Raw genomic sequence first — 17,978 nt, forward strand, 5'->3', positions numbered from 1 at the left:
CCGTCCGTCGCCGCCCCGACGACGAGGGCGGCCCCACCGGCCGGGGCGGTGACCCGTCCCGGCCGGCGGCGCGACGGTCAGTCGACGCCGAACTCCATCGCGGCCCGGTCGAGGGCCTCGTCGTCGGCCGAGGCGACGCCCCGGGAGGCGATGGCCTCCGCGCCGCCCTGCGGCATCGCCCCGATCAGCCCGGTGGAGGCGGCCTGGGCCGCGCCGACCGCCCGCTGGGGGGTCCCGCCGCCGACCAGGCCGAGGGTGGCGTACTGCTCCAGCTTGGCCCGCGAGTCGGCGATGTCCAGGTTGCGCATGGTGAGCTGCCCGATCCGGTCGGACGGGCCGAAGGCCGAGTCCTCGGTACGTTCCATCGACAGCTTGTCCGGGTGGTAGCTGAACGCCGGGCCGGTGGTGTCCAGGATCGAGTAGTCCTCGCCCCGGCGCAGCCGCAGGGTCACCTCGCCGGTGACGGCGGTGCCGACCCAGCGCTGCAACGACTCGCGCAGCATCAGTGCCTGCGGGTCGAGCCAGCGGCCCTCGTACATCAGCCGGCCGAGGCGGCGGCCCTCGTGGTGGTAGTTGGCCAGGGTGTCCTCGTTGTGGATGGCGTTGACCAGCCGCTCGTACGCGGCGTGCAGCAGCGCCATGCCGGGGGCCTCGTAGATGCCCCGGCTCTTGGCCTCGATGATCCGGTTCTCGATCTGGTCGGACATGCCCAGGCCGTGCCGGCCGCCGATGGCGTTGGCCTCCAGCACCAGGTCGACGGGGCTGCCGAACTCCTTGCCGTTGATCGTCACCGGGCGGCCCTGGTCGAAGCCGATGGTGACGTCCTCGGTGGGGATCTCCACGGACGGGTCCCAGAACCGGACCCCCATGATCGGGCTGACCGTCTCGATGCCGGTGTCGAGGTGCTCCAGGGTCTTGGCCTCGTGGGTGGCCCCCCAGATGTTGGCGTCGGTGGAGTACGCCTTCTCGGTGCTGTCCCGGTAGGGCAGGCCGCGTTCGAGCAGCCACTCCGACATCTCCTTGCGGCCACCCAGTTCGGTGACGAAGTCGGTGTCCAGCCACGGCTTGTAGATCCGCAGCTGCGGGTTGGCCAGCAGGCCGTACCGGTAGAACCGCTCGATGTCGTTGCCCTTGAAGGTCGAGCCGTCGCCCCAGATCTGCACGTCGTCGGAGATCATCGCCCGGACGAGCAGGGTCCCGGTCACGGCCCGGCCCAGCGGCGTGGTGTTGAAGTAGGCCCGGCCGCCGGAGCGGATGTGGAAGGCGCCGCAGGTCAGCGCGGCGAGGCCCTCCTCGACCAGGGCGGCGCGACAGTCGACCAGGCGGGCGACCTCGGCGCCGTAGCTGAGCGCACGTCCGGGCACCGAGTCGATGTCGGGCTCGTCGTACTGGCCGATGTCGGCGGTGTAGGCGCACGGGACGGCGCCCTTGTCGCGCATCCACGCGACCGCGACCGAGGTGTCGAGGCCGCCGGAGAAGGCGATGCCGACACGTTCGCCGATGGGCAGGGAGGTGAGAACCTTGGACACAGGAAAGATTATGCACCTGGCCGCATTCTCATGCAAATAGCCGGTGGTCGTGGTGGCTACCCGTCGACCGGGTCGTCCCGGCCCAGCTCCCAGAACGCCACCGCCGCCGCTGCGGCCACGTTCAACGAGTCCACGCCACGCCGCATCGGGATCACCACCCGCACGTCGCTGGCCGCCTGGGCCGCCCCGGTCAGCCCCGGGCCCTCCGCCCCCAGCAGCAACGCCGCCCGCGCCCGCTGCGCCGACGTCAACCGCTGCATGGGTACGGCGTCCGCCGCCAACGTCATCGCGAGCACGGTGAACCCCGCCTCCCGCACCTGGTCCAACCCCACCGGCCAGCGCTCCAGCTTCGCGTACGGCACCGCGAACACCTCCCCCATGCTGACCCGCACGCTGCGCCGGTAGAGCGGATCGGCGCAGGACGGCGAGAGCAGCACCGCGTCGATGCCGAGCGCGGCGGCCCCCCGGAAGATCGCGCCGAGGTTGGTGTGGTTGTTGATGTCCTCCAGGATCACCACCCGACGGGCGGCGGCCAGCACCTCGGCGGCGGTGGGCAGGGGCTTGCGGTGGAACGAGGCGAGCACGCCCCGGTGGACGTGGAAGCCGGTCGCCTTCTCCAGCACGTCGGGGGTGGCCGCGTAGACCGGGACGTCCCCGGTGTCCAGGTCGGCGAGCTGGTCGACCCGTTTCGCGTCCACCAGGTACGACCGGGCCGGATAGCCGGCCCGCAACGCCCGGCGCAGCACCAGCTCCCCCTCGGCGATGAACAACCCGTGCGGGGGTTCCCACCGGGTACGCAGCTCGACGTCGGTCAGCGCGCGGTAGTCGGCGATCCGGGCGTCGTCGGGGTCGGTGATCTGGTGAACGGGCACCGCCCGATTCTGCCGGGTGCCCCGGCGCGCACCTGCGGGGCGGTCCGGCGCACCGCCCGCCGGAACCCGGTCGCCTTTCCCGACCCGGTCGCCTTCCCCGACCCGGTCGACCTCCCCGACCCGGTCGACCTCCCGCCCACGGGCAGGTTCCCGGACACCGTCGCCTCCCGGGCACCGTCGCCTTCCCGGACGCGGGCGGGTTTCCCGGACGCGGGCGGGTTTCCCCGGACGCGGGGCGGGAAGGGGGCGGGAAAGGGACGCGACCGGAGGGACCACCACGATGAGCGCAACAGGCACCGCCGACGGCAGCTTGCCGAAGAACGCCACGGTCGCCGACCACATCGTGGCCCGCCTCGCCGAATGGGGGGTGCACCGCTACTTCGGCTACCCGGGTGACGGCATCAACGGCATGACCTCCGCCCTGCAACGAGCCGGCGGCCGGGTGGAGTTCGTCCAGGTACGCCACGAGGAGACCGCCGGTTTCGCCGCCAGCGCCCACGTGAAGTACGGCGGCGGCCCACTCGGCTGCGCCCTGGCGACCAGTGGCCCCGGCGCGATCCACCTGCTCAACGGCCTCTACGACGCCAAGCTCGACCACCAGCCGGTGGTGGCCCTGGTCGGCAACACCGCGCTGACCGCCGAGGGCGGCGGCTACTACCAGGAGGTCGACCTGCTCGCCCTCTACAAGGACGTCGCCTCGGACTTCCTGGCCCAACTCGACGACCCGTCCCAGGTGAGGCACCTGGTGGACCGGGCCTGCCGTACGGCGCTGTCCCGCCGGACGGTGACCGCACTGGTGCTCCCGCTGGACGTGCAGGACGAGCCGGCGGTACCGGATCCACCGCACGCGCACGGCTACTACCACACCAGTTCGGTCCCGAGCAGCATGCCGACGGTGCCGCCGGAGGCGGAGCTGCGCCGCGCCGCCGAGGTGCTGCGCGGCGGCGAGAAGGTGGCGATGCTGGTCGGGCAGGGCGCGCTCGGTGCCGAGCAGGAGGTACGCCTGATCGCCGACCGGCTGGGCGCGGGGGTGGCCACCGCCCTGCTCGGCTTCACCGCCGTCGACCACCGTGAGCCGTGGGTGACCGGGGCGATCGGCCTACTCGGCACCCGACCGAGCTGGCAGCTGATGCAGGACTGTGACCGGCTGCTGATCGTCGGCAGCAACATGCCGTACTCGGACTTCTATCCGCCGCAGGGGCAGGCCCGTGCGGTGCAGATCGACCTGGACGGGTCCCGGATGGGGCTGCGCTACCCGACGGAGGTCAACCTGACCGGCGACGCCGGCCCGACCCTGCGGGCGCTGCTGCGGGAGCTGGGCGACGGTCCCGCCCCGACGGCCTGGCGGGCGACCGTCGCCGACGCCACCTCGGCGTGGCGACGCGTCCAGGCGGACCTGGCCGGGCAGCCCGCCGACCCGGTGAACCCGCAGCTGTTGTTCCACACCCTCAACGACGCACTGCCCGACGACGCCATGATCGCCGTCGACTGCGGCACCGCCACCGCCTGGTACGCCCGCCACCTCCAGGTCCGCCCCGGCATGCTGGCCAGCCTCTCCGGCACCCTGCTGTCAATGGGCGGCGCCATGCCGTACGCCCTCGCGGCGAAGTTCGCCCACCCCGACCGGCCGGTGGTGGTGTTGATCGGCGACGGGGCGATGCAGATGAACGGGGTCAACGAGTTGATCACCGTGGCGAAGAACTGGCGGCACTGGGCCGACCCGCGTTTCGTGGTGCTGGTGCTCAACAACCGGGATCTGGCGTTCGTCAGTTGGGAGCAACGCTCCACCGAGGGCAGCCCGCGCTATCCGGCCAGCCAGGACGTGCCGGACGTGGCGTACCACCGGTGGGCCGAGGTGCTGGGCCTCGACGGCGAACTGGTCGACTCCCCCGACCAGGTCGCCGGCCTGTGGCGTCGGGCCCTGACCGCCGACCGTCCCGTGGTGGTGAACGCGATGGTCGACCCGGCGGAGCTGATGCTGCCCCCGCACTTCACCCTCGACCAGGCCCGCAAGACGGCGGCGGCCCTGCTGCGCGGCGACACCGACCGGGCCGGCATCGTCCGCCGGGGCATCCCCGCCACCCTGGCCACCTACCGCCCCCGCCGCAAAAACCCCTGACCACCCACCCACCCGCCAGCCCACCCACCCGCACCGCCCCGGAGCGGGGACCGGACCGCCCCGCCCAGCCTCCGCGCCGGACCGCGGTGATCAAGAGGTTTACGTCAAACAGAGCCCCATTCCTGACCTGAACCTCTTGATCACCGGGCCAAGCCGGGGTGGGGTGAGCCGGGGTTTGGGTGGGTTTGAGTGGGGGTGGGGTTCGGGGGGTGGTGGGGTCGTATTGGGTGGTTAGGGTGCGAAGGATGGGGCGTGGGGTGGTTGTCGCGATGGTGGGGACGGACGGGTCAGGAAAGTCGACCCAGGCCAGAGGGCTGGTGGGGCGGCTGAACGAGGCGGGGATACCCGCGACCTACCTCGAGAATGCCGGTGGACGGCCGCTGTGGAACCGGCTGGCGCGGGCGGTGGGCCGTCGCGACGGCGTGCATCTGTTCGGACGGCGTGCCTACCCGGTGCTGGAGGCGACGGTACGGTGGGTGGCGCTGGCACGTGCGGTGGCGGTCACCCGGTTGACCGGGCGGGTCGGGGTGATGGACCGTTGGACCTGGTGCCAGTACGTGATCATGCGAGCCCGCGGCGACCGGGGTGTCGGGCTGGTCCGCGCCGCGTACGCCCTCTTTCCCCGGCCGGACCTGGTCTGTTTCCTGGCGGTCCGGCCGGAGCTGGCCCAGCGACGGGTGCTGGAGCGGGGCATCGACACCGAGGAGTTGGCCCACCTGACCGCGCTCGACGCCGGTTACCGGGCGCTACCGGAGTTCGGCAGCTTCACTCTGGTCGACGGCAACGCCGCCCCGGCGACGGTGGCCGACGCCCTGGACCGGGCGGTCGCCACGGTGACCGGCAGGCGGTAGCCGTCACCGGCACCCCGCCGGACAACCCGGTAAGCCGTCTCCGCCACCGTGCCGGACAGCCCCGGTGGCAGCACAACCAACCCCCGGCCCAGCCCGGTGGCAGCACAGCCGACCCCCAGCCCGGTGGCAGCACAGCCGACGCCCTGGTCCCCTTGCCCGGATGGTGGTCCAGCCGGTTGCTCCTCGCCGCTGCCGCCGAAGATCGCGCTCGATCCGTGTTCCAGTGGCACCCAAGCGCTCGCGAGGCCACTCGAACATGGATCGAGCTGCACCTCGGTGCCACGCACGAACCCCGGCTGCGCGACCTGGGCGTACCGGCCGACTGGCACCCGCACGACCCCGGCTCAGCCCCGACGGTTCTGCAACCAGCGCAGCAGGTCCGACGGGAAGCCCTCGTCCGGTTGCGGCGCGCTGGGGGACGGCCGGGGCGTCGGACGCTGCGGGTTGCCGACGAGTTCCCGGCTGGGGGCGGTGAAATCGCGGACCGGCTGGCCATCCACGGCGGTACGGATGGTCCGGGCGACCGCCGTGATCACCTCACCCTGCACCGCCGCGCCGACCGCGTCGCTGGGGTCGTCGGGGTTGGCGGCGATGCCGGCGACCGCCACCTGCGGGGTGAAGCCGACGAAGGTCTCGGTGGCGTTCTGCTCCGAGCTGCCGGTCTTGCCGGCCACCGGGCGACCGACGATCCGGTCCACCCCACCGGCGGTGCTGCCGTTGCACTGCCCGTACGCCGACTGCTGGCCGACCGGGCAGCGGGCCGCGTCGGTGGCGGCGCGGGCCACGTCCGGCGTCAGCACCTGCTTGCAGGCCGGCTGCCCGACCGGCACGGTCGTGCCGTCCGGGGCGGTCACCGAGACCACCGGGGTCGGCGCACAGTACGTCCCCTCGGCGGCCACCGTCGCGTAGGCGTTGGCCAGGTCGAGCGGGGTGGTGGCGGACACCCCGAGGGTGAACGCCCCCCAGTCGTCGGCGTCGTGCGCGGCGAGGTCGGCGTCGGCCGGCGCGCGGAAGGTTATCCCGAGGCGCTGGGCCATCTCCACCACCTTGGCCGGGCCGACCTGCTCTTCCAGCCAGACGAAGTAGGTGTTCACCGAGCGGCCGAAGCCGTCCCACATCATCCGGTAGCCGTCCATCCGCGCCGGGTTGGCGTTGGCCGGGCACCACCGGCCGTCACAGGACGCCTCCCCCTCGGCGGGGAACCGGGTGGTCAGCCGGCTCGGCGAGTCGAACCCGGTGGACAGGGTACGACCGTTCTCCAGCGCAGCCAGCATGGTGAACAGCTTGAACGTGGAGCCGGCCTGGTAGCCGGCGATGCTGCCGCCGCCGGAGACCAGCGGGTTGACGGTCTGGCCGTCGCCCACCCCGTACTCCCGGTTGACGGCCAGGGCGAGCACCCGCCCGGTGCCGGGCTCGACGGCGGCGATCGGCAGGGCCCGGGCGTCGTCGGCGGGGTAGACCTTGCGGGCCTCGGCGACGGCGGTGGCCTGCACGTCGGGGTCGAGCGAGGTGACCACGGTGTAGCCGCCCCGGCGCAGCGACTGCTCCCGCTCCTGGGCGGTCGCACCGAAGGCGGGCTGATCCAACCACCAGCGGCGCAGGTAGTCGCAGAAGAAGCCGGCGTCGGCGCTGGCCGTGGCGGTGCAGCCGTTGGGCTGGGCCGTGGGGTGCAGGGTCAGCTTCTCGGCGCGGGCCCCGTCGGCCTGGGCGGCGGTGATCGCGCCGGTGGCGACCATCGAGTCGAGGACGTACCCGCGTCGCTTCAGGGCCGCGTCCTGGTCACCGTCGATCGGGCTGTACGCGTCGGGCGACTGGACCAGGCCGGCGAGCAACGCCGACTCGGCCAGGGTCAGGTCGGCGGGTGCCTTGCCGAAGTAGCGCTGGCTGGCGGCGGCGACCCCGTACGCCCCGGAGCCGAAGTAGGCGATGTTGAGGTAGCGGTTGAGGATCTCGTCCTTGCTGAGGGTCTTCTCCAGCTCGGTGGCGTACCGGATCTCCTGGAGCTTGCGCCCGACGGTCTGCTCGGTGGCCGCCTCCCGTTGCTCGGCGGTGGCCGTGGGGTCGGTCTTGAGCACGTTGCGCACGTACTGCATGGTCAGCGTGGAGCCGCCCTGGGCGGTGCCGCCGCCGGTGACGTTGGCGACCAGGGCGCGGGCCATGCCGCGCAGGTCGGCCCCACCGTGGGAGTAGAAGCGGCGGTCCTCGGCGGCGACGATCGCCTGCCGCAGTGTCGGGGCGATCTCGGCCAGCGGCACGTCGGTGCGGTTGACGTCGTAGAACGTGGTGAGCAGCGTCTTACCGTCGTTGGCGTAGAGGTAGGAGCGCTGCGGGGTGGCCGGGGTGCGCAGCGCCGCCGGCAGGTCGTCGAACGCCCCCAGGACCGCCTTGGTGGCGATGCCGGCGAGCAGGTTGCCCGGGAGCGCGGCGACTGCGAGGACCAGACCGGCCAGCAGGCCGGCGAGCAGCACGGTGAGCAGCCGCGTCAGCGGCGTCCGGGGTGAGGACATGGACGCAAGCATTGCCACCGCACCGGGTAGCAGCCCACTCCGCCAGCGGATTGTCAGGTAACTCACCGTAATCTGCCAGCGACTTCCCCGCCCCGTCCCCCTCCCGTCCCCGCATCCCCCGTCCATCCCGTCCATCCCGTCCATCCCCTCCGTCCCGGCGGCTCGGTGATCAAGAGCTTTGCGTGCTCTCCGGCCGAATTCCTGACGCAAACTTCTTGATCACCGACCCGAGCCGACCCGAGGCGGGGGCGGGGAGGGAGCGGGGGCGGGGTTAGGCGGCGGGGAGGGGGCCTTGCGGGCCGGGGGTGGGGGTGGGGGTGGTGACGCTGGCGGTGGCGGCGTCGTGGGCGATGGCGGCCGGGAGGAGGCGGCCGGAGCGGTAGCCGATACCGACACCCGAGATCAGCACGAAGATCGCGCCGAAGGTCGGCAGCGAGCCGACCAGCGCGCCGCCCAGGCCGAGCAGCGGGGCGGCGATCATCAGCATCGCCCCGTCACCGATGGCGAACGCCCCGGAACGGGCCACCGCCCAGCCGGTGAGCAGCCACCCCGCGCTGTAGCAGGTGGCCCCGACCAGCACCAGCGTCCGGGCGGTGGTGCCGAAGACCGGGGTCTGCTCGGTCAGGCCGGCGAAGGGCAGCATCAGCACCGTGCCACCGATGCCCACCAGCAGGCCGGCCACCGCCGCCCGCCGGCTGCGGGTGGCCGCGAGCAGACCGGTGAGCGCGAGCAGGGCGAGCAGACCCAGCCAGATGGCGGCGACCCAGCCGAGCAGGTAGAGGGGTCGACCGTCGGCCGGGTACGGGTCGTTGCCGACCGCGCCGTCGCTGGCCATCGCCACCGCCCCGTAGAGCACCGCGTAGGCGGGCAGCAGCCAGACCGCCGCCCGGGCGAGCCGGCGCAGCGACCAGGCCCAACTGGCGTCGGTGGCCGGCGCTGACGGGCCGGGGTCACCGACGAAGGGCAGCACCCCGAAGCCGCCGCCGGTGCGCCGGGTGCCCAGCGGACCCGCCGGGTCGTGTGCGCCGGCAACCGGGGTACGGGAGAACAAGCGCTGCGCGGGTTCCTTCATGGCTCACCTCGTCTGCTCCGACGGGCGGCACGCGCGGCGACACCCGTCTGCTCCGACGGGTGGACCGGCACGCGCCCCCGTCCGCCCTCCCGACGGGCGGCACGGGACGCGCCACCCGGCTGCTGGCGACGGGCCGGCCGGAACGCGTCCGGCGCCCCGGTGCCTGACCACCACCCGTCCCTCAGGACCGATCGTGGCAGGCACCGGGGCGCCGGATGAGCGTTTCTCACATTTGCCGCCGGGGTGGGCGGCGGCGGGTCAGGCCCGTTCGCGCTGGTCGGCCGGGTCGGTGACCAGGCTGGCCGGGGAGACCGGCTCGGGCGCGGGCAGCCCCTGCGGCACCTTGCCGCCGGTGGCCTGCGCCTCGGCGACGCGTACCTCGTCGTGGATCTGCTGGGCGGCGATGGCCGCCGCCTGCGCCGCCTCGGCGGCCTCCCGCTCTACCTCGCCGGCGCTGTGCTTCGCCTCCGGGGCCGGCTCGTCGCCGACCATCCGGCTGAGCCCGCCCAGCGCGCCGCCCATGCCCTCCAGGGCCTTGGTCAGCTCGGTCGGGATGATCCAGACCTTGTTGGCCGTGCCGTTGGCGATCTGCGGCAGCGCCTGCAGGTATTGGTAGGCCAGCACCTTCTGGCTCGGGTTGGCGGTGTGGATCGCGTCGAAGACCGTCCGGATCGCCTTGGCCTGACCCTCGGCCTGGAGGATCCGGGCCTGCCGGTCACCGTCGGCGCGCAGCACCGCGGACTGCTTGTCACCCTCGGCGGTGAGGATCTGCGACTGCTTGTGGCCCTCGGCGGTGAGGATCGCCGCCCGGCGGTCCCGCTCGGCACGCATCTGCTTCTCCATCGAGTCGCGGATGCTGGCCGGCGGCTCGATCGCCTTGATCTCCACCCGGGTCACCTTGATGCCCCACCGGCCGGTGGTCTCGTCGAGCACGCCGGAGAGGTGTCGGTTGATCTCCTCGCGGCTGGTCAGCGCCCGCTCCAGGTCCAGCGAGCCGATCACGTTACGCAGCGTCGTGACGGTCAACTGCTCGATCGCCTGGATGAAGTTGGCGATCTCGTAGGTGGCCCGGACCGCGTCGACCACCTTGTAGTAGAGGACGGTGTCGATCGACACCACCAGGTTGTCCGAGGTGATCACCGGCTGCGGCGGGAAGCTGACCACCTGCTCGCGCATGTCGACCTTGGTACGCACCGCGTCGACGAACGGGACCAGCAGGTTCAGGCCCGGGTTCAGGGTGCGCTTGTACTTGCCGAGCCGCTCCACCACGTCCTGACGCTGCTGCGGCACGATGCGTACCGCCTTCGCCAGCGTCACCACCATGATCAACGCTACGGCCACCAACAGGACCGCTAGAAATTCCATACCGTCACCTTTTCGCTTCCGGCAGCTCGCCGGGGGAGGAAATGTCGTCCTGCCACACCAGGGCGGTGGCGCCCCGGACCTTTATCACCTGCACCCGCGCACCGGGCTCGAAAGTCTGCGTCGCGTCGTACGGACGCGCCGTCCACAACTCGCCGTCGATCTTCACCATGCCCTGGTCGGCACCGACCTGCTCGATCACCAGCGCGGTGGCGCCCTCCAGCGCCGCCACCCCGAACGGCTGCTCGCCGCTGTCCACCGACGGCCGCATGTGCCGGCGGATCGTCGGCCGGGCGAGCGCCACCGTCAACGCCGACACCACGGCGAAAACCACCGCCTGCACGGCGACGGGCGCACCCAGCGCGGCGGCCCCGGCAGCGGCGAACGCGCCCACCGCGAACATGATCAAAAACAGCGTCGTCGTGAAGATCTCGGCGACGGCCAACAGCACACCCAGCACGATCCACACCACGGCGTCCACCCCCCGATCGTGACACGTCCACGCGAATCCACCCACTCCTGGTGATCAGTAAGCTCAGTTCAGGCCCGTTCCGACCGCCGCCAAGGAGCCAATCGTGACCCTGCTCGCCGAGACCGTCCGCCGGATCGACACCCTCGTGGCACAGGCCCAGGCCACCGGGCGTACGCCGTCGTTGGCGCTGGGCGTCGTACGGAACGGGACCCTGGTGCACCTGGCCGCCGCCGGCGACCACCCGCGCCCGGACCCCGACCTCCAGTACCGGGTGGGCTCGATCACCAAGACGATGACCGCGACGCTGCTGCTGGGGGAACGGGACGCCGGCCGGCTCACCCTCGACGACCCGCTGGAGCGGCACCTGCCGGGCACCGCCGTCGGCGGGCTCACCCTGCGCCAACTCCTCGGCCACGCCAGCGGCCTGCACCGCGAACCCGACGGCCCCTGGTGGGAGCGGACCGAGGGCACCGACCTGGCCACCCTGGTCGCCGGCGTGACCACGGACAAGGTCGGCTACCCCGCCTGGCGCGGCTACCACTACTCCAACCTGGCGTACGGGCTGCTCGGCGGCGTGCTGGAACGGGTCACCGGGACGCCCTGGGCGCAACTGCTGAGCACCCGGATCCTCGACCCGCTGGGCCTGCGGCGCACCACCTACCACCCCACCGCGCCGTACGCCCCGGGCTACGTGGTGCACCCGTGGCACGACACCCTGCGGGAGGAGCCGCGCACCGACACCGGGGCGATGGCCCCCGCCGGGCAACTCTGGTCGACCGTCACCGACCTCGCCCGCTGGGCGGCGTTCCTCGCCGACCCCGACCCCGAGGTGCTGGCCGCCGACACCCTCACCGAGATGTGCACCCCGGTCATCCTCAGCGACCTGGACTCCTGGCGTGGCGGCCACGGCCTGGGCCTGGAGCTGTACCGCGAGGGCGACCGGGTGTACGTGGGCCACGGCGGCTCGATGCCCGGCTACGTCGCCGCGCTGACCGTGCACCGGCCCAGCCGGACCGCCGTGGTCGGCTACGCCAACTCGTACGGGTTCCGCACCGGCCACATCGGCGGGCTGTCCCGGCAACTGCTCACCCTGGTCCTGGACGCCGAACCGACGCCGGTCACGCCCTGGCGGCCGGCCGCCGCCCCACCCCCGGCGGAACTGGCCGAGCTGACCGGCCGCTGGTGGTGGATGGGCATCGAGTACGAGGTCCGGGCCGACCCGGCCGGCGAGCTGTGGGCCGGCCGGCCCGGCGAGCCGACGCTGCGGTTCACCCGGACCGGACCGGACCGCTGGCGGGGCCGCTCCGGCGAGGAGGACAGCGAGGTCCTCGCCGTGCTCCGCGACCCGGACGGGCGGGCGGTGGGCCTGGACATCGGCACCTTCGTCTTCACCCGCACCCCCGACCAGGAGCCCTGACCGGGGCCGACGGGCCGGCGGCGGCGGGTGTCAGCCGGGTTCGGTGACGAAGTCGATCAGGCGTTCCATCGCGTTGATCAGCGGCGTCTCCACGTCGGCGAAACTGTCCACCCGGGACAGGATGCGCCGCCACATGTCGGCCGGCTCGGCCACCCCGAGGGCCGCACAGACGCCCTCCTTCCACGGCCGGCCCGGCGGCACCACCGGCCAGGCCCGGATGCCCAGCGCGGCCGGCTTGACCGCCTGCCACACGTCGACGTACGGGTGCCCGGTGACCAGCACGTGCGGGGAGTCCACCCGGGCCACGATCCGGCTCTCCTTGGAGCCGGGCACCAGGTGGTCGACGAGCACCCCCAACCGGCGGCCGGGGCCGGGGGCGAAGTCGCGTACCTCGGCGTCGAGGGCGTCGATGCCGTCCAACGGCTCCACCACCACGCCCTCGACCCGCAGGTCGTCGCCCCAGATCCGCTCCACCAGGGCGGCGTCGTGCACGCCCTCGACCCAGATCCGGCTGGCCTTGGCCACCCGCGCCCGGACGTCGGCCACGGCGATCGATCCGGAGGCGGTGCGGCGGCGGGCGGCGGGCACCACGGGGCGTACCGGCCGGCGCAGGGTCACCGGTGCCCCGTCGAGCAGGAACGCGGCGGGCAGCAGCGGGAAGACACGCCGCCGGCCGTGCCGGTCCTCCAGCACCACCGCCCCCGACTCGAACCCCACCACCGCGCCGCAGAACCCGGAGTCGGCGTCCTCCACCACGAGATCCACCTCGGCGTCGACCTCGGGGGTGACCTTCCGTCGCCGCCAGTCGCCCGCCAGCACGTCCTCGCCGTATCGCCCCGCCATGTCGATCACGCTAACCTCCGGCGCGCTCCGGCACCTCCCGACGCGCCCGTCCGACGTGCCGCCCACCCGGACCGACGCGCCCCGTCCGACCGCCGTCCGCGCGGGCCGACGTGCCGACCGCCCCGGACCGACGTGTTAACCGCCCCGGACCGACGTGCCGCCCGTGCGGGCCGCCACCTGCACCGGTGGGTGGGCCGTGGGACCCACGATCCGGCAGTCGAGACAGGGGCGGCGGGGAGCACGTACCCTTTCGGCATGTCCTCCCCCGCAACGGGCGCGGCCACCCTCGCCGCGCGCCGGTCGAGCCGTTTCGTGGCCTGGGTACGCGCCTGGCGGGCCGGCCTGGTGCCCTTCGACGAGGTGGCCGAGTCGGTCGCCGGTGACGAGGAGCACCTGGTCGCCGACGCGCCGGGCACCTGGCGGGACGTGCCGCTACGCGACGCCCTACCGACGTTGGCCAAGCTCTCCCCCGACGAGATCCGCCTGGTGCTGCCGGCACCGGGCGACCCGCGGGGGCTGCCCGGTCCAGGCGACTTCGCCGGGGCCGCGCTGCTGGCCGGGGAGGCCGTGGTGGCCGGTGGGCTCGGGCTGATCCCCGAGGTGCGCACCCACACCTCCGGCTCCGGGATGACCTGGGAGACGGTGCTGTGGCGGGTCTACCCGCTGCCGGCCGACGCGCCGAAGGCGTCGCTGACCGCGCCCGGAGCGGCCGAGGCGGAGGCGGAGCTGGCCACCGCGCTGGCCGAGTCCACCGCCGCGCTGACCCGCCTCGACGTGGCCCAGTGGCGGCCCGAGCTGGCCGGGGCGCTCGCCGCGCTGCGCCGCCCGGACGGTGCCACCGACCTGCCGCCCGGGTTCGACCCGCGCTCCCGGCGGCTGTTCGCCCGCGCCGCCGTCCTCGACCGGGTCCTCGCGCTGGCCGGGGAGAGCGCGCCCGGCGGAGCGATCAACAACCACGAGGCCCAGCAGCGCGACGCCGCCCTGCGCCCGCTCACCACCGCCTGTAGGCAGGCGCTGGTCGCCGCCTGCAACGCCCCGCTGCGCCCCTGACCGCACCCGCCGCGCACACCGGGCCGGGCCGCCCGCACCGCGCCGCACACCAGGCCGGGCCGCCCGCACCGCGCCGTATGCAGGGCCGAGCCGTCCGCGCCGGGACGCCATGCCCGCCGGCCGGGACGCCGCCCGCACCCGGACCGGATCGCGCCGGAACGGTACGGCTCAGATCTCGTCGATCAGGTCCAGCACCGAGTCGACGATGCGCGACGGCCGGTACGGGTAGCGTTCCGTCTCCGCCCGGGTGCTGATCCCGGTGAGCACCAGGATCGTCTCCAGTCCCGCCTCCAGGCCGCACAGGATGTCGGTGTCCATCCGGTCGCCGATCATCGCGGTGCTCTCCGAGTGGGCGTTGATGGTGTTCAACGCCGAACGCATCATCATCGGGTTGGGCTTGCCGACGAAGTACGGCTCCACCCCGGTCGCCTTCGAGATCATCGCGGCGACCGACCCGGCGGCGGGCAGCGCACCCTCCACCGACGGGCCGGTGACGTCCGGGTTGGTGCAGATGAACCGGGCCCCGTCGTTGATCAGCCGGACCGCCTTGGTGATCGCCTCGAAGCTGTAGGTGCGGGTCTCCCCCAGCACCACGTAGTCCGGGGCGAAGTCGGTCAGCACGTAACCGACGGCGTGCAGCGCGGTGGTCAGCCCCGCCTCGCCGATCACGTACGCGGTGCCGCCCGGCCGCTGGTCGGCGAGGAACTGGGCGGTGGCCAGCGCCGCCGTCCAGATCGCCTCCTCGGGCACCTCGAAGCCCATCCGGGTGAGCCGGGCCTGGAGGTCGCGCGGGGTGTAGATGGAGTTGTTGGTGAGCACCAGGAAGGGCTTGCCGGAGGACCGGAGCCGGTTGACGAACTCCGGGGCGCCGGGCACCGGCTGGCCCTCGTGCACCAGCACGCCGTCCATGTCGGTGAGCCAGCTCTGCACCGGTTTGCGGTCAAGCATCTGTCGTCCCAAGGGGGTGTCGGGGAGGGTGGGTCGTCGGCATCAGGGTCGGCGGGCGGCCGGCACGCAGCACGGGGTCGGGCAGCTGTCCCACATCGGCAGCTCACCGAGGCGACGGCGGGTCGCCGGCCCGTCGGGCGTGGTGCGTTCGGCCACCAGTTCGCGCACCATCGAAACGAACCTCGGGTCGGTGCCGGGGGTGCCCGCCCGGACGAAGTCCAGACCGAGCTGCTTGGCCGTCTCCAACGCCTCGGTGTCGAGGTCCCAGACCACCTCCAGGTGGTCGGAGACGAACCCGATCGGGCTGACCACCACCCCGGTCACCCCCTGCCCGGCGAGGGCGGTCAGGTGGTCGTTGACGTCCGGCTCCAGCCACGGCACCTGGGGCGGGCCGGAACGGCTCTGCCAGACCAGGTCGTAGGGCAGGTCGGGTGCGGCGGCGGCGTGCACCAGCCGGGCGGTCTCCGCCAGCTGCGCGGTGTACCGGCCGCCGTGCGGGCCGGCGGTGGCCGCCGCCGAGGTGGGGATGGAGTGCGCGGTGAAGACCAGCCGGGTGGTGTCCCGCCGGGCCGGGTCGAGCTGGGCCAGCGCCGAGCGCACCGCGTCGGCGTGCGGCTCGACGAAGCCCGGGTGGTCCCAGAACTGCCGCAGCTTGTCGATCACCGGGGCGTCCGGGCCGACGGCGGCCCGCGCGGCGGCGATGTCCTCCTGGTACTGCCGGCACGACGAGTAGCCGCCGTACGCGCTGGTGACGAACGCCAGCGCCCGGGTGATCCCGTCGTCACGCATCTGCGCCACGGTGTCGGCGAGCATCGGGTCCCAGTTCCGGTTGCCCCAGTAGACCGGCAGGTCGACGTCGTGCGCGGCGAGGTCCGCCCGGATCGCGGCGAGCAGTTCGCGGCACTGCTGGTTGATCGGGGAGACCCCGCCGAAGTGCAGGTAGTGCTCGGCGACCTCGGCCAGCCGCTCGGGCGGCACCCCCCGCCCCCGGGTCACGTTCTCCAGGAAGGGCAGCACGTCCTCGGGCCGCTCCGGGCCACCGAAGGAGACCAGCACCAATGCGTCGTACGACATGGGGTCATTCTCCCCCGCGCCCGAAGGCGGCCCGACGACGCCCCCTGGTCGCGGGCGTGCCGCAGGGGCCCCGGTTCGGGGCCCCTGCGGGCGGTTCAGGCGCCGACGGCGTGGTAGCCGCCGTCGACGTGGACGATCTCGCCGGTGGTGGCCGGGAACCAGTCCGACAGCAGGGCCAGGCAGGCGCGGGCGGCCGGCTCCTGGTCGGTGAGGCTCCAGCCCAGCGGGGCGCGCTCGGTCCACGCCTGCTCGAACTGCTCGAAGCCGGGGATGGACTTCGCGGCCATGGTGCGCAGCGGCCCGGCGGCGACCAGGTTGCTGCGGATGCCCTGCTTGCCCAGGTGCACGGCGAGGTAGCGGGAGGTGGACTCCAACCCGGCCTTGGCCACGCCCATCCAGTCGTAGACCGGCCAGGCCTTGGTGGCGTCGAAGGTGAGCCCGACCACCGAGCCGCCCGGCGACATCAGCGGCAGCGCCGCCATGGCCAGCGACTTGTAGGAGTACGTGGAGACGTGCAGCGCGGTCGCCACGTCCTCCCAGGAGGCGTCGAGGAAGCCGCCACCGAGGCAGCTCTGCGGGGCGAAGCCGATCGAGTGGACCACCCCGTCGAGTCCGTCGACGTGCTCGCGCACCCGGTCGGCCAGGCCGGCGAGCTGCTCCGGGCTGGTCACGTCCAGCTCGATGATCGGTGCCGGCTGCGGTAGCCGGCGGGCGATCCGCTCGACCAGCGAGAGCCGGCCGTAGCCGGTGAGCACGACCTGGGCGCCGTTGTCCTGGGCGAGTTTCGCCACCGAGAAGGCGATCGAGGCGTCGGTGATGACGCCGGTGACCAGCAGCCGCTTACCGGCGAGCAGTCCTGACATGTGTTGGCTTCCTCCGTACGTTCTCAGTGACCCATGCCGAGGCCGCCGTCGACCGGGATGACGGCACCGGAGATGTAGCCGGCGGCGTCCGAGGCGAGCCAGGTGACCACCCCGGCGACCTCGTCCGGCGCGGCGAACCGCCCGGCCGGGATGACCTTGCGGTACTCGGTGCGGCGCTCCTCGGGCAGCTTGGCCGTCATCTCGGTGTCGATGAAGCCCGGGGCGACCACGTTCGCGGTGATGTTGCGGCTGCCCAGTTCCCGGGTGATCGAGCGGGCCACCCCCACCAGGCCGGCCTTGCTGGCGGCGTAGTTGACCTGGCCGGCGCCGCCGTAGAGGCCGATCACGGAGGAGATGAAGATCATCCGGCCCCACTTGGCCCGGAGCATCTTGGACGAGGCCCGCTTGGCGCACCGGAAGGCGCCGGTCAGGTTGGTGTCGAGCACCCCGGTGAACTGCTCCTCGGACATCCGCATCAGCAGCGTGTCGTCGGTGATGCCGGCGTTGGCGACCAGCACCTCGACCGGGCCCAGCTCGGCCTCGACCGCGGCGAAGGCGGCGTCGACAGAGGCCGAGTCGGTGACGTCACATCGGACCCCGAACAGCCCCTCCGGCGCGTCGCCGCTGCGGTGGGTGACCGCCACCCGGTCGCCCTGCTTGGCGAAGGCCTGCGCGATGGCCAGTCCGATTCCCCGGTTGCCGCCGGTCACCAGCACGGTACGGGCCACTGTCCCCCCTCGTTTCCACTGATCATTCCGGTCGGAGCCTAGGCGTTACCGACAGGTAACCGCTAACGGTCCGCCACCGGCGGCCGGCCGAGTACGCGTTCGCGCAGTCCCCGTTGTACGATCATCGTCGTCCGCGAGCCGAATGCGACTCGCGTTTCCGGACCCGCCGACCGCAGGAGGTGATCGCTGTGCGAGATAGCGATCCTCCCAGTCGTGGCCGGGCCCTCCGTCAGCCCCGCTGAGCCACGACTCAGTCGGTCGAGCTGACCCA

General features: G+C 73.1%; 15 protein-coding genes. 4 read left to right on the plus strand and 11 right to left on the minus strand.

What is annotated here, in order from left to right; translation table 11 throughout:
* Positions 1 to 77: 77 nt before the first annotated feature.
* The gene (argG, locus tag ACQP2H_RS20735) at positions 78 to 1,529 is read right to left on the minus strand and encodes an argininosuccinate synthase (RefSeq protein ID WP_357013707.1); all 1,452 of its coding nucleotides are present in this window, start codon (positions 1,527 to 1,529) and stop codon (positions 78 to 80) included.
* A 56-nt stretch (positions 1,530 to 1,585) separates the two neighbouring features.
* On the minus strand, positions 1,586 to 2,401 hold the full coding sequence (locus tag ACQP2H_RS20740) for a TrmH family RNA methyltransferase (RefSeq protein WP_357537163.1): 816 nt from the start codon (positions 2,399 to 2,401) through the stop codon (positions 1,586 to 1,588).
* A gap of 280 nt (positions 2,402 to 2,681) precedes the next feature.
* Here ACQP2H_RS20740 and ACQP2H_RS20745 point away from each other — a divergent pair, with 280 nt between their 5' ends.
* Entirely contained in the window at positions 2,682 to 4,520 is a 1,839-nt protein-coding gene (locus ACQP2H_RS20745) for a thiamine pyrophosphate-requiring protein (RefSeq protein WP_433228547.1), read from the plus strand.
* A 245-nt stretch (positions 4,521 to 4,765) separates the two neighbouring features.
* Entirely contained in the window at positions 4,766 to 5,371 is a 606-nt protein-coding gene (locus ACQP2H_RS20750; protein ID WP_363822085.1) for a dTMP kinase, read from the plus strand.
* 344 nt (positions 5,372 to 5,715) lie between these two features.
* Here ACQP2H_RS20750 and ACQP2H_RS20755 read toward each other — a convergent pair whose 3' ends face one another.
* The 4 genes from ACQP2H_RS20755 to ACQP2H_RS20770 all read right to left on the minus strand — a co-directional run bounded on the left by ACQP2H_RS20755 (position 5,716) and on the right by ACQP2H_RS20770 (position 10,793).
* Positions 5,716 to 7,944, minus strand: coding sequence for a transglycosylase domain-containing protein (locus tag ACQP2H_RS20755; protein ID WP_363822087.1), 2,229 nt, complete (start codon positions 7,942 to 7,944; stop codon positions 5,716 to 5,718).
* Between the two features lie 205 nt (positions 7,945 to 8,149).
* Positions 8,150 to 8,950: a hypothetical protein gene (locus ACQP2H_RS20760; RefSeq protein ID WP_357537168.1), complete on the minus strand. Its 801-nt coding sequence runs from the start codon at positions 8,948 to 8,950 to the stop codon at positions 8,150 to 8,152.
* 258 nt (positions 8,951 to 9,208) lie between these two features.
* Positions 9,209 to 10,315 carry an SPFH domain-containing protein gene (locus ACQP2H_RS20765; RefSeq protein WP_433228551.1) on the minus strand — a complete coding sequence of 369 codons (1,107 nt, stop codon included), beginning with the start codon at positions 10,313 to 10,315 and terminating at the stop codon, positions 9,209 to 9,211.
* Between the two features lie 4 nt (positions 10,316 to 10,319).
* Positions 10,320 to 10,793 (minus strand): NfeD family protein, encoded by a 474-nt coding sequence (locus ACQP2H_RS20770; protein ID WP_219463646.1) that lies wholly within the window; start codon positions 10,791 to 10,793, stop codon positions 10,320 to 10,322.
* Between the two features lie 94 nt (positions 10,794 to 10,887).
* On the opposite strand from ACQP2H_RS20770, the gene ACQP2H_RS20775 reads away from it, so the two are divergent.
* A complete protein-coding gene (locus ACQP2H_RS20775; protein WP_219463649.1) occupies positions 10,888 to 12,201 on the plus strand; it encodes a serine hydrolase domain-containing protein in 1,314 nt (437 codons plus the stop codon).
* 30 nt (positions 12,202 to 12,231) lie between these two features.
* On the opposite strand, the gene ACQP2H_RS20780 is transcribed toward ACQP2H_RS20775, so the two are convergent.
* On the minus strand, positions 12,232 to 13,044 hold the full coding sequence (locus tag ACQP2H_RS20780; RefSeq protein ID WP_219463650.1) for a DUF3097 domain-containing protein: 813 nt from the start codon (positions 13,042 to 13,044) through the stop codon (positions 12,232 to 12,234).
* 255 nt (positions 13,045 to 13,299) lie between these two features.
* Here ACQP2H_RS20780 and ACQP2H_RS20785 point away from each other — a divergent pair, with 255 nt between their 5' ends.
* A complete protein-coding gene (locus tag ACQP2H_RS20785; protein WP_208570883.1) occupies positions 13,300 to 14,094 on the plus strand; it encodes a hypothetical protein in 795 nt (264 codons plus the stop codon).
* A 168-nt stretch (positions 14,095 to 14,262) separates the two neighbouring features.
* Here the strand turns inward: ACQP2H_RS20785 and ACQP2H_RS20790 are convergent, their stop codons facing one another.
* From ACQP2H_RS20790 to ACQP2H_RS20805, 4 genes are all read right to left on the minus strand, one after another.
* Entirely contained in the window at positions 14,263 to 15,042 is a 780-nt protein-coding gene (locus ACQP2H_RS20790; RefSeq protein WP_088645665.1) for an HAD-IIA family hydrolase, read from the minus strand.
* 42 nt (positions 15,043 to 15,084) lie between these two features.
* Positions 15,085 to 16,116 (minus strand): ferrochelatase, encoded by a 1,032-nt coding sequence (locus ACQP2H_RS20795; protein WP_219463652.1) that lies wholly within the window; start codon positions 16,114 to 16,116, stop codon positions 15,085 to 15,087.
* A gap of 95 nt (positions 16,117 to 16,211) precedes the next feature.
* On the minus strand, positions 16,212 to 16,979 hold the full coding sequence (gene fabI, locus ACQP2H_RS20800; protein WP_208570881.1) for an enoyl-ACP reductase FabI: 768 nt from the start codon (positions 16,977 to 16,979) through the stop codon (positions 16,212 to 16,214).
* 23 nt (positions 16,980 to 17,002) lie between these two features.
* Complete coding sequence (locus ACQP2H_RS20805; RefSeq protein WP_357537173.1) at positions 17,003 to 17,707, minus strand: beta-ketoacyl-ACP reductase; 705 nt, start codon at positions 17,705 to 17,707, stop codon at positions 17,003 to 17,005.
* Positions 17,708 to 17,978 lie beyond the last annotated feature (271 nt).

Origin of the sequence: Micromonospora sp. CA-248260, assembly GCF_050942205.1 — a bacterium.
Taxonomy (GTDB): Bacteria; Actinomycetota; Actinomycetes; order Mycobacteriales; family Micromonosporaceae; genus Micromonospora; species Micromonospora antibiotica.

What these genes read in the sequence shown, in the direction of transcription:
- ACQP2H_RS20745 (WP_433228547.1), top strand. Translation starts at nt 2,682, where the DNA reads ATGAGCGCAACAGGCACCGCCGACGGCAGCTTGCCGAAGAACGCCACG.
- ACQP2H_RS20750 (WP_363822085.1), top strand. Translation starts at nt 4,766, where the DNA reads ATGGGGCGTGGGGTGGTTGTCGCGATGGTGGGGACGGACGGGTCAGGA.
- ACQP2H_RS20760 (WP_357537168.1), bottom strand. Translation starts at nt 8,950, where the DNA reads ATGAAGGAACCCGCGCAGCGCTTGTTCTCCCGTACCCCGGTTGCCGGC.
- ACQP2H_RS20765 (WP_433228551.1), bottom strand. Translation starts at nt 10,315, where the DNA reads ATGGAATTTCTAGCGGTCCTGTTGGTGGCCGTAGCGTTGATCATGGTG.
- ACQP2H_RS20780 (WP_219463650.1), bottom strand. Translation starts at nt 13,044, where the DNA reads ATGGCGGGGCGATACGGCGAGGACGTGCTGGCGGGCGACTGGCGGCGA.
- ACQP2H_RS20785 (WP_208570883.1), top strand. Translation starts at nt 13,300, where the DNA reads ATGTCCTCCCCCGCAACGGGCGCGGCCACCCTCGCCGCGCGCCGGTCG.
- ACQP2H_RS20790 (WP_088645665.1), bottom strand. Translation starts at nt 15,042, where the DNA reads ATGCTTGACCGCAAACCGGTGCAGAGCTGGCTCACCGACATGGACGGC.
- ACQP2H_RS20795 (WP_219463652.1), bottom strand. Translation starts at nt 16,116, where the DNA reads ATGTCGTACGACGCATTGGTGCTGGTCTCCTTCGGTGGCCCGGAGCGG.
- fabI (WP_208570881.1), bottom strand. Translation starts at nt 16,979, where the DNA reads ATGTCAGGACTGCTCGCCGGTAAGCGGCTGCTGGTCACCGGCGTCATC.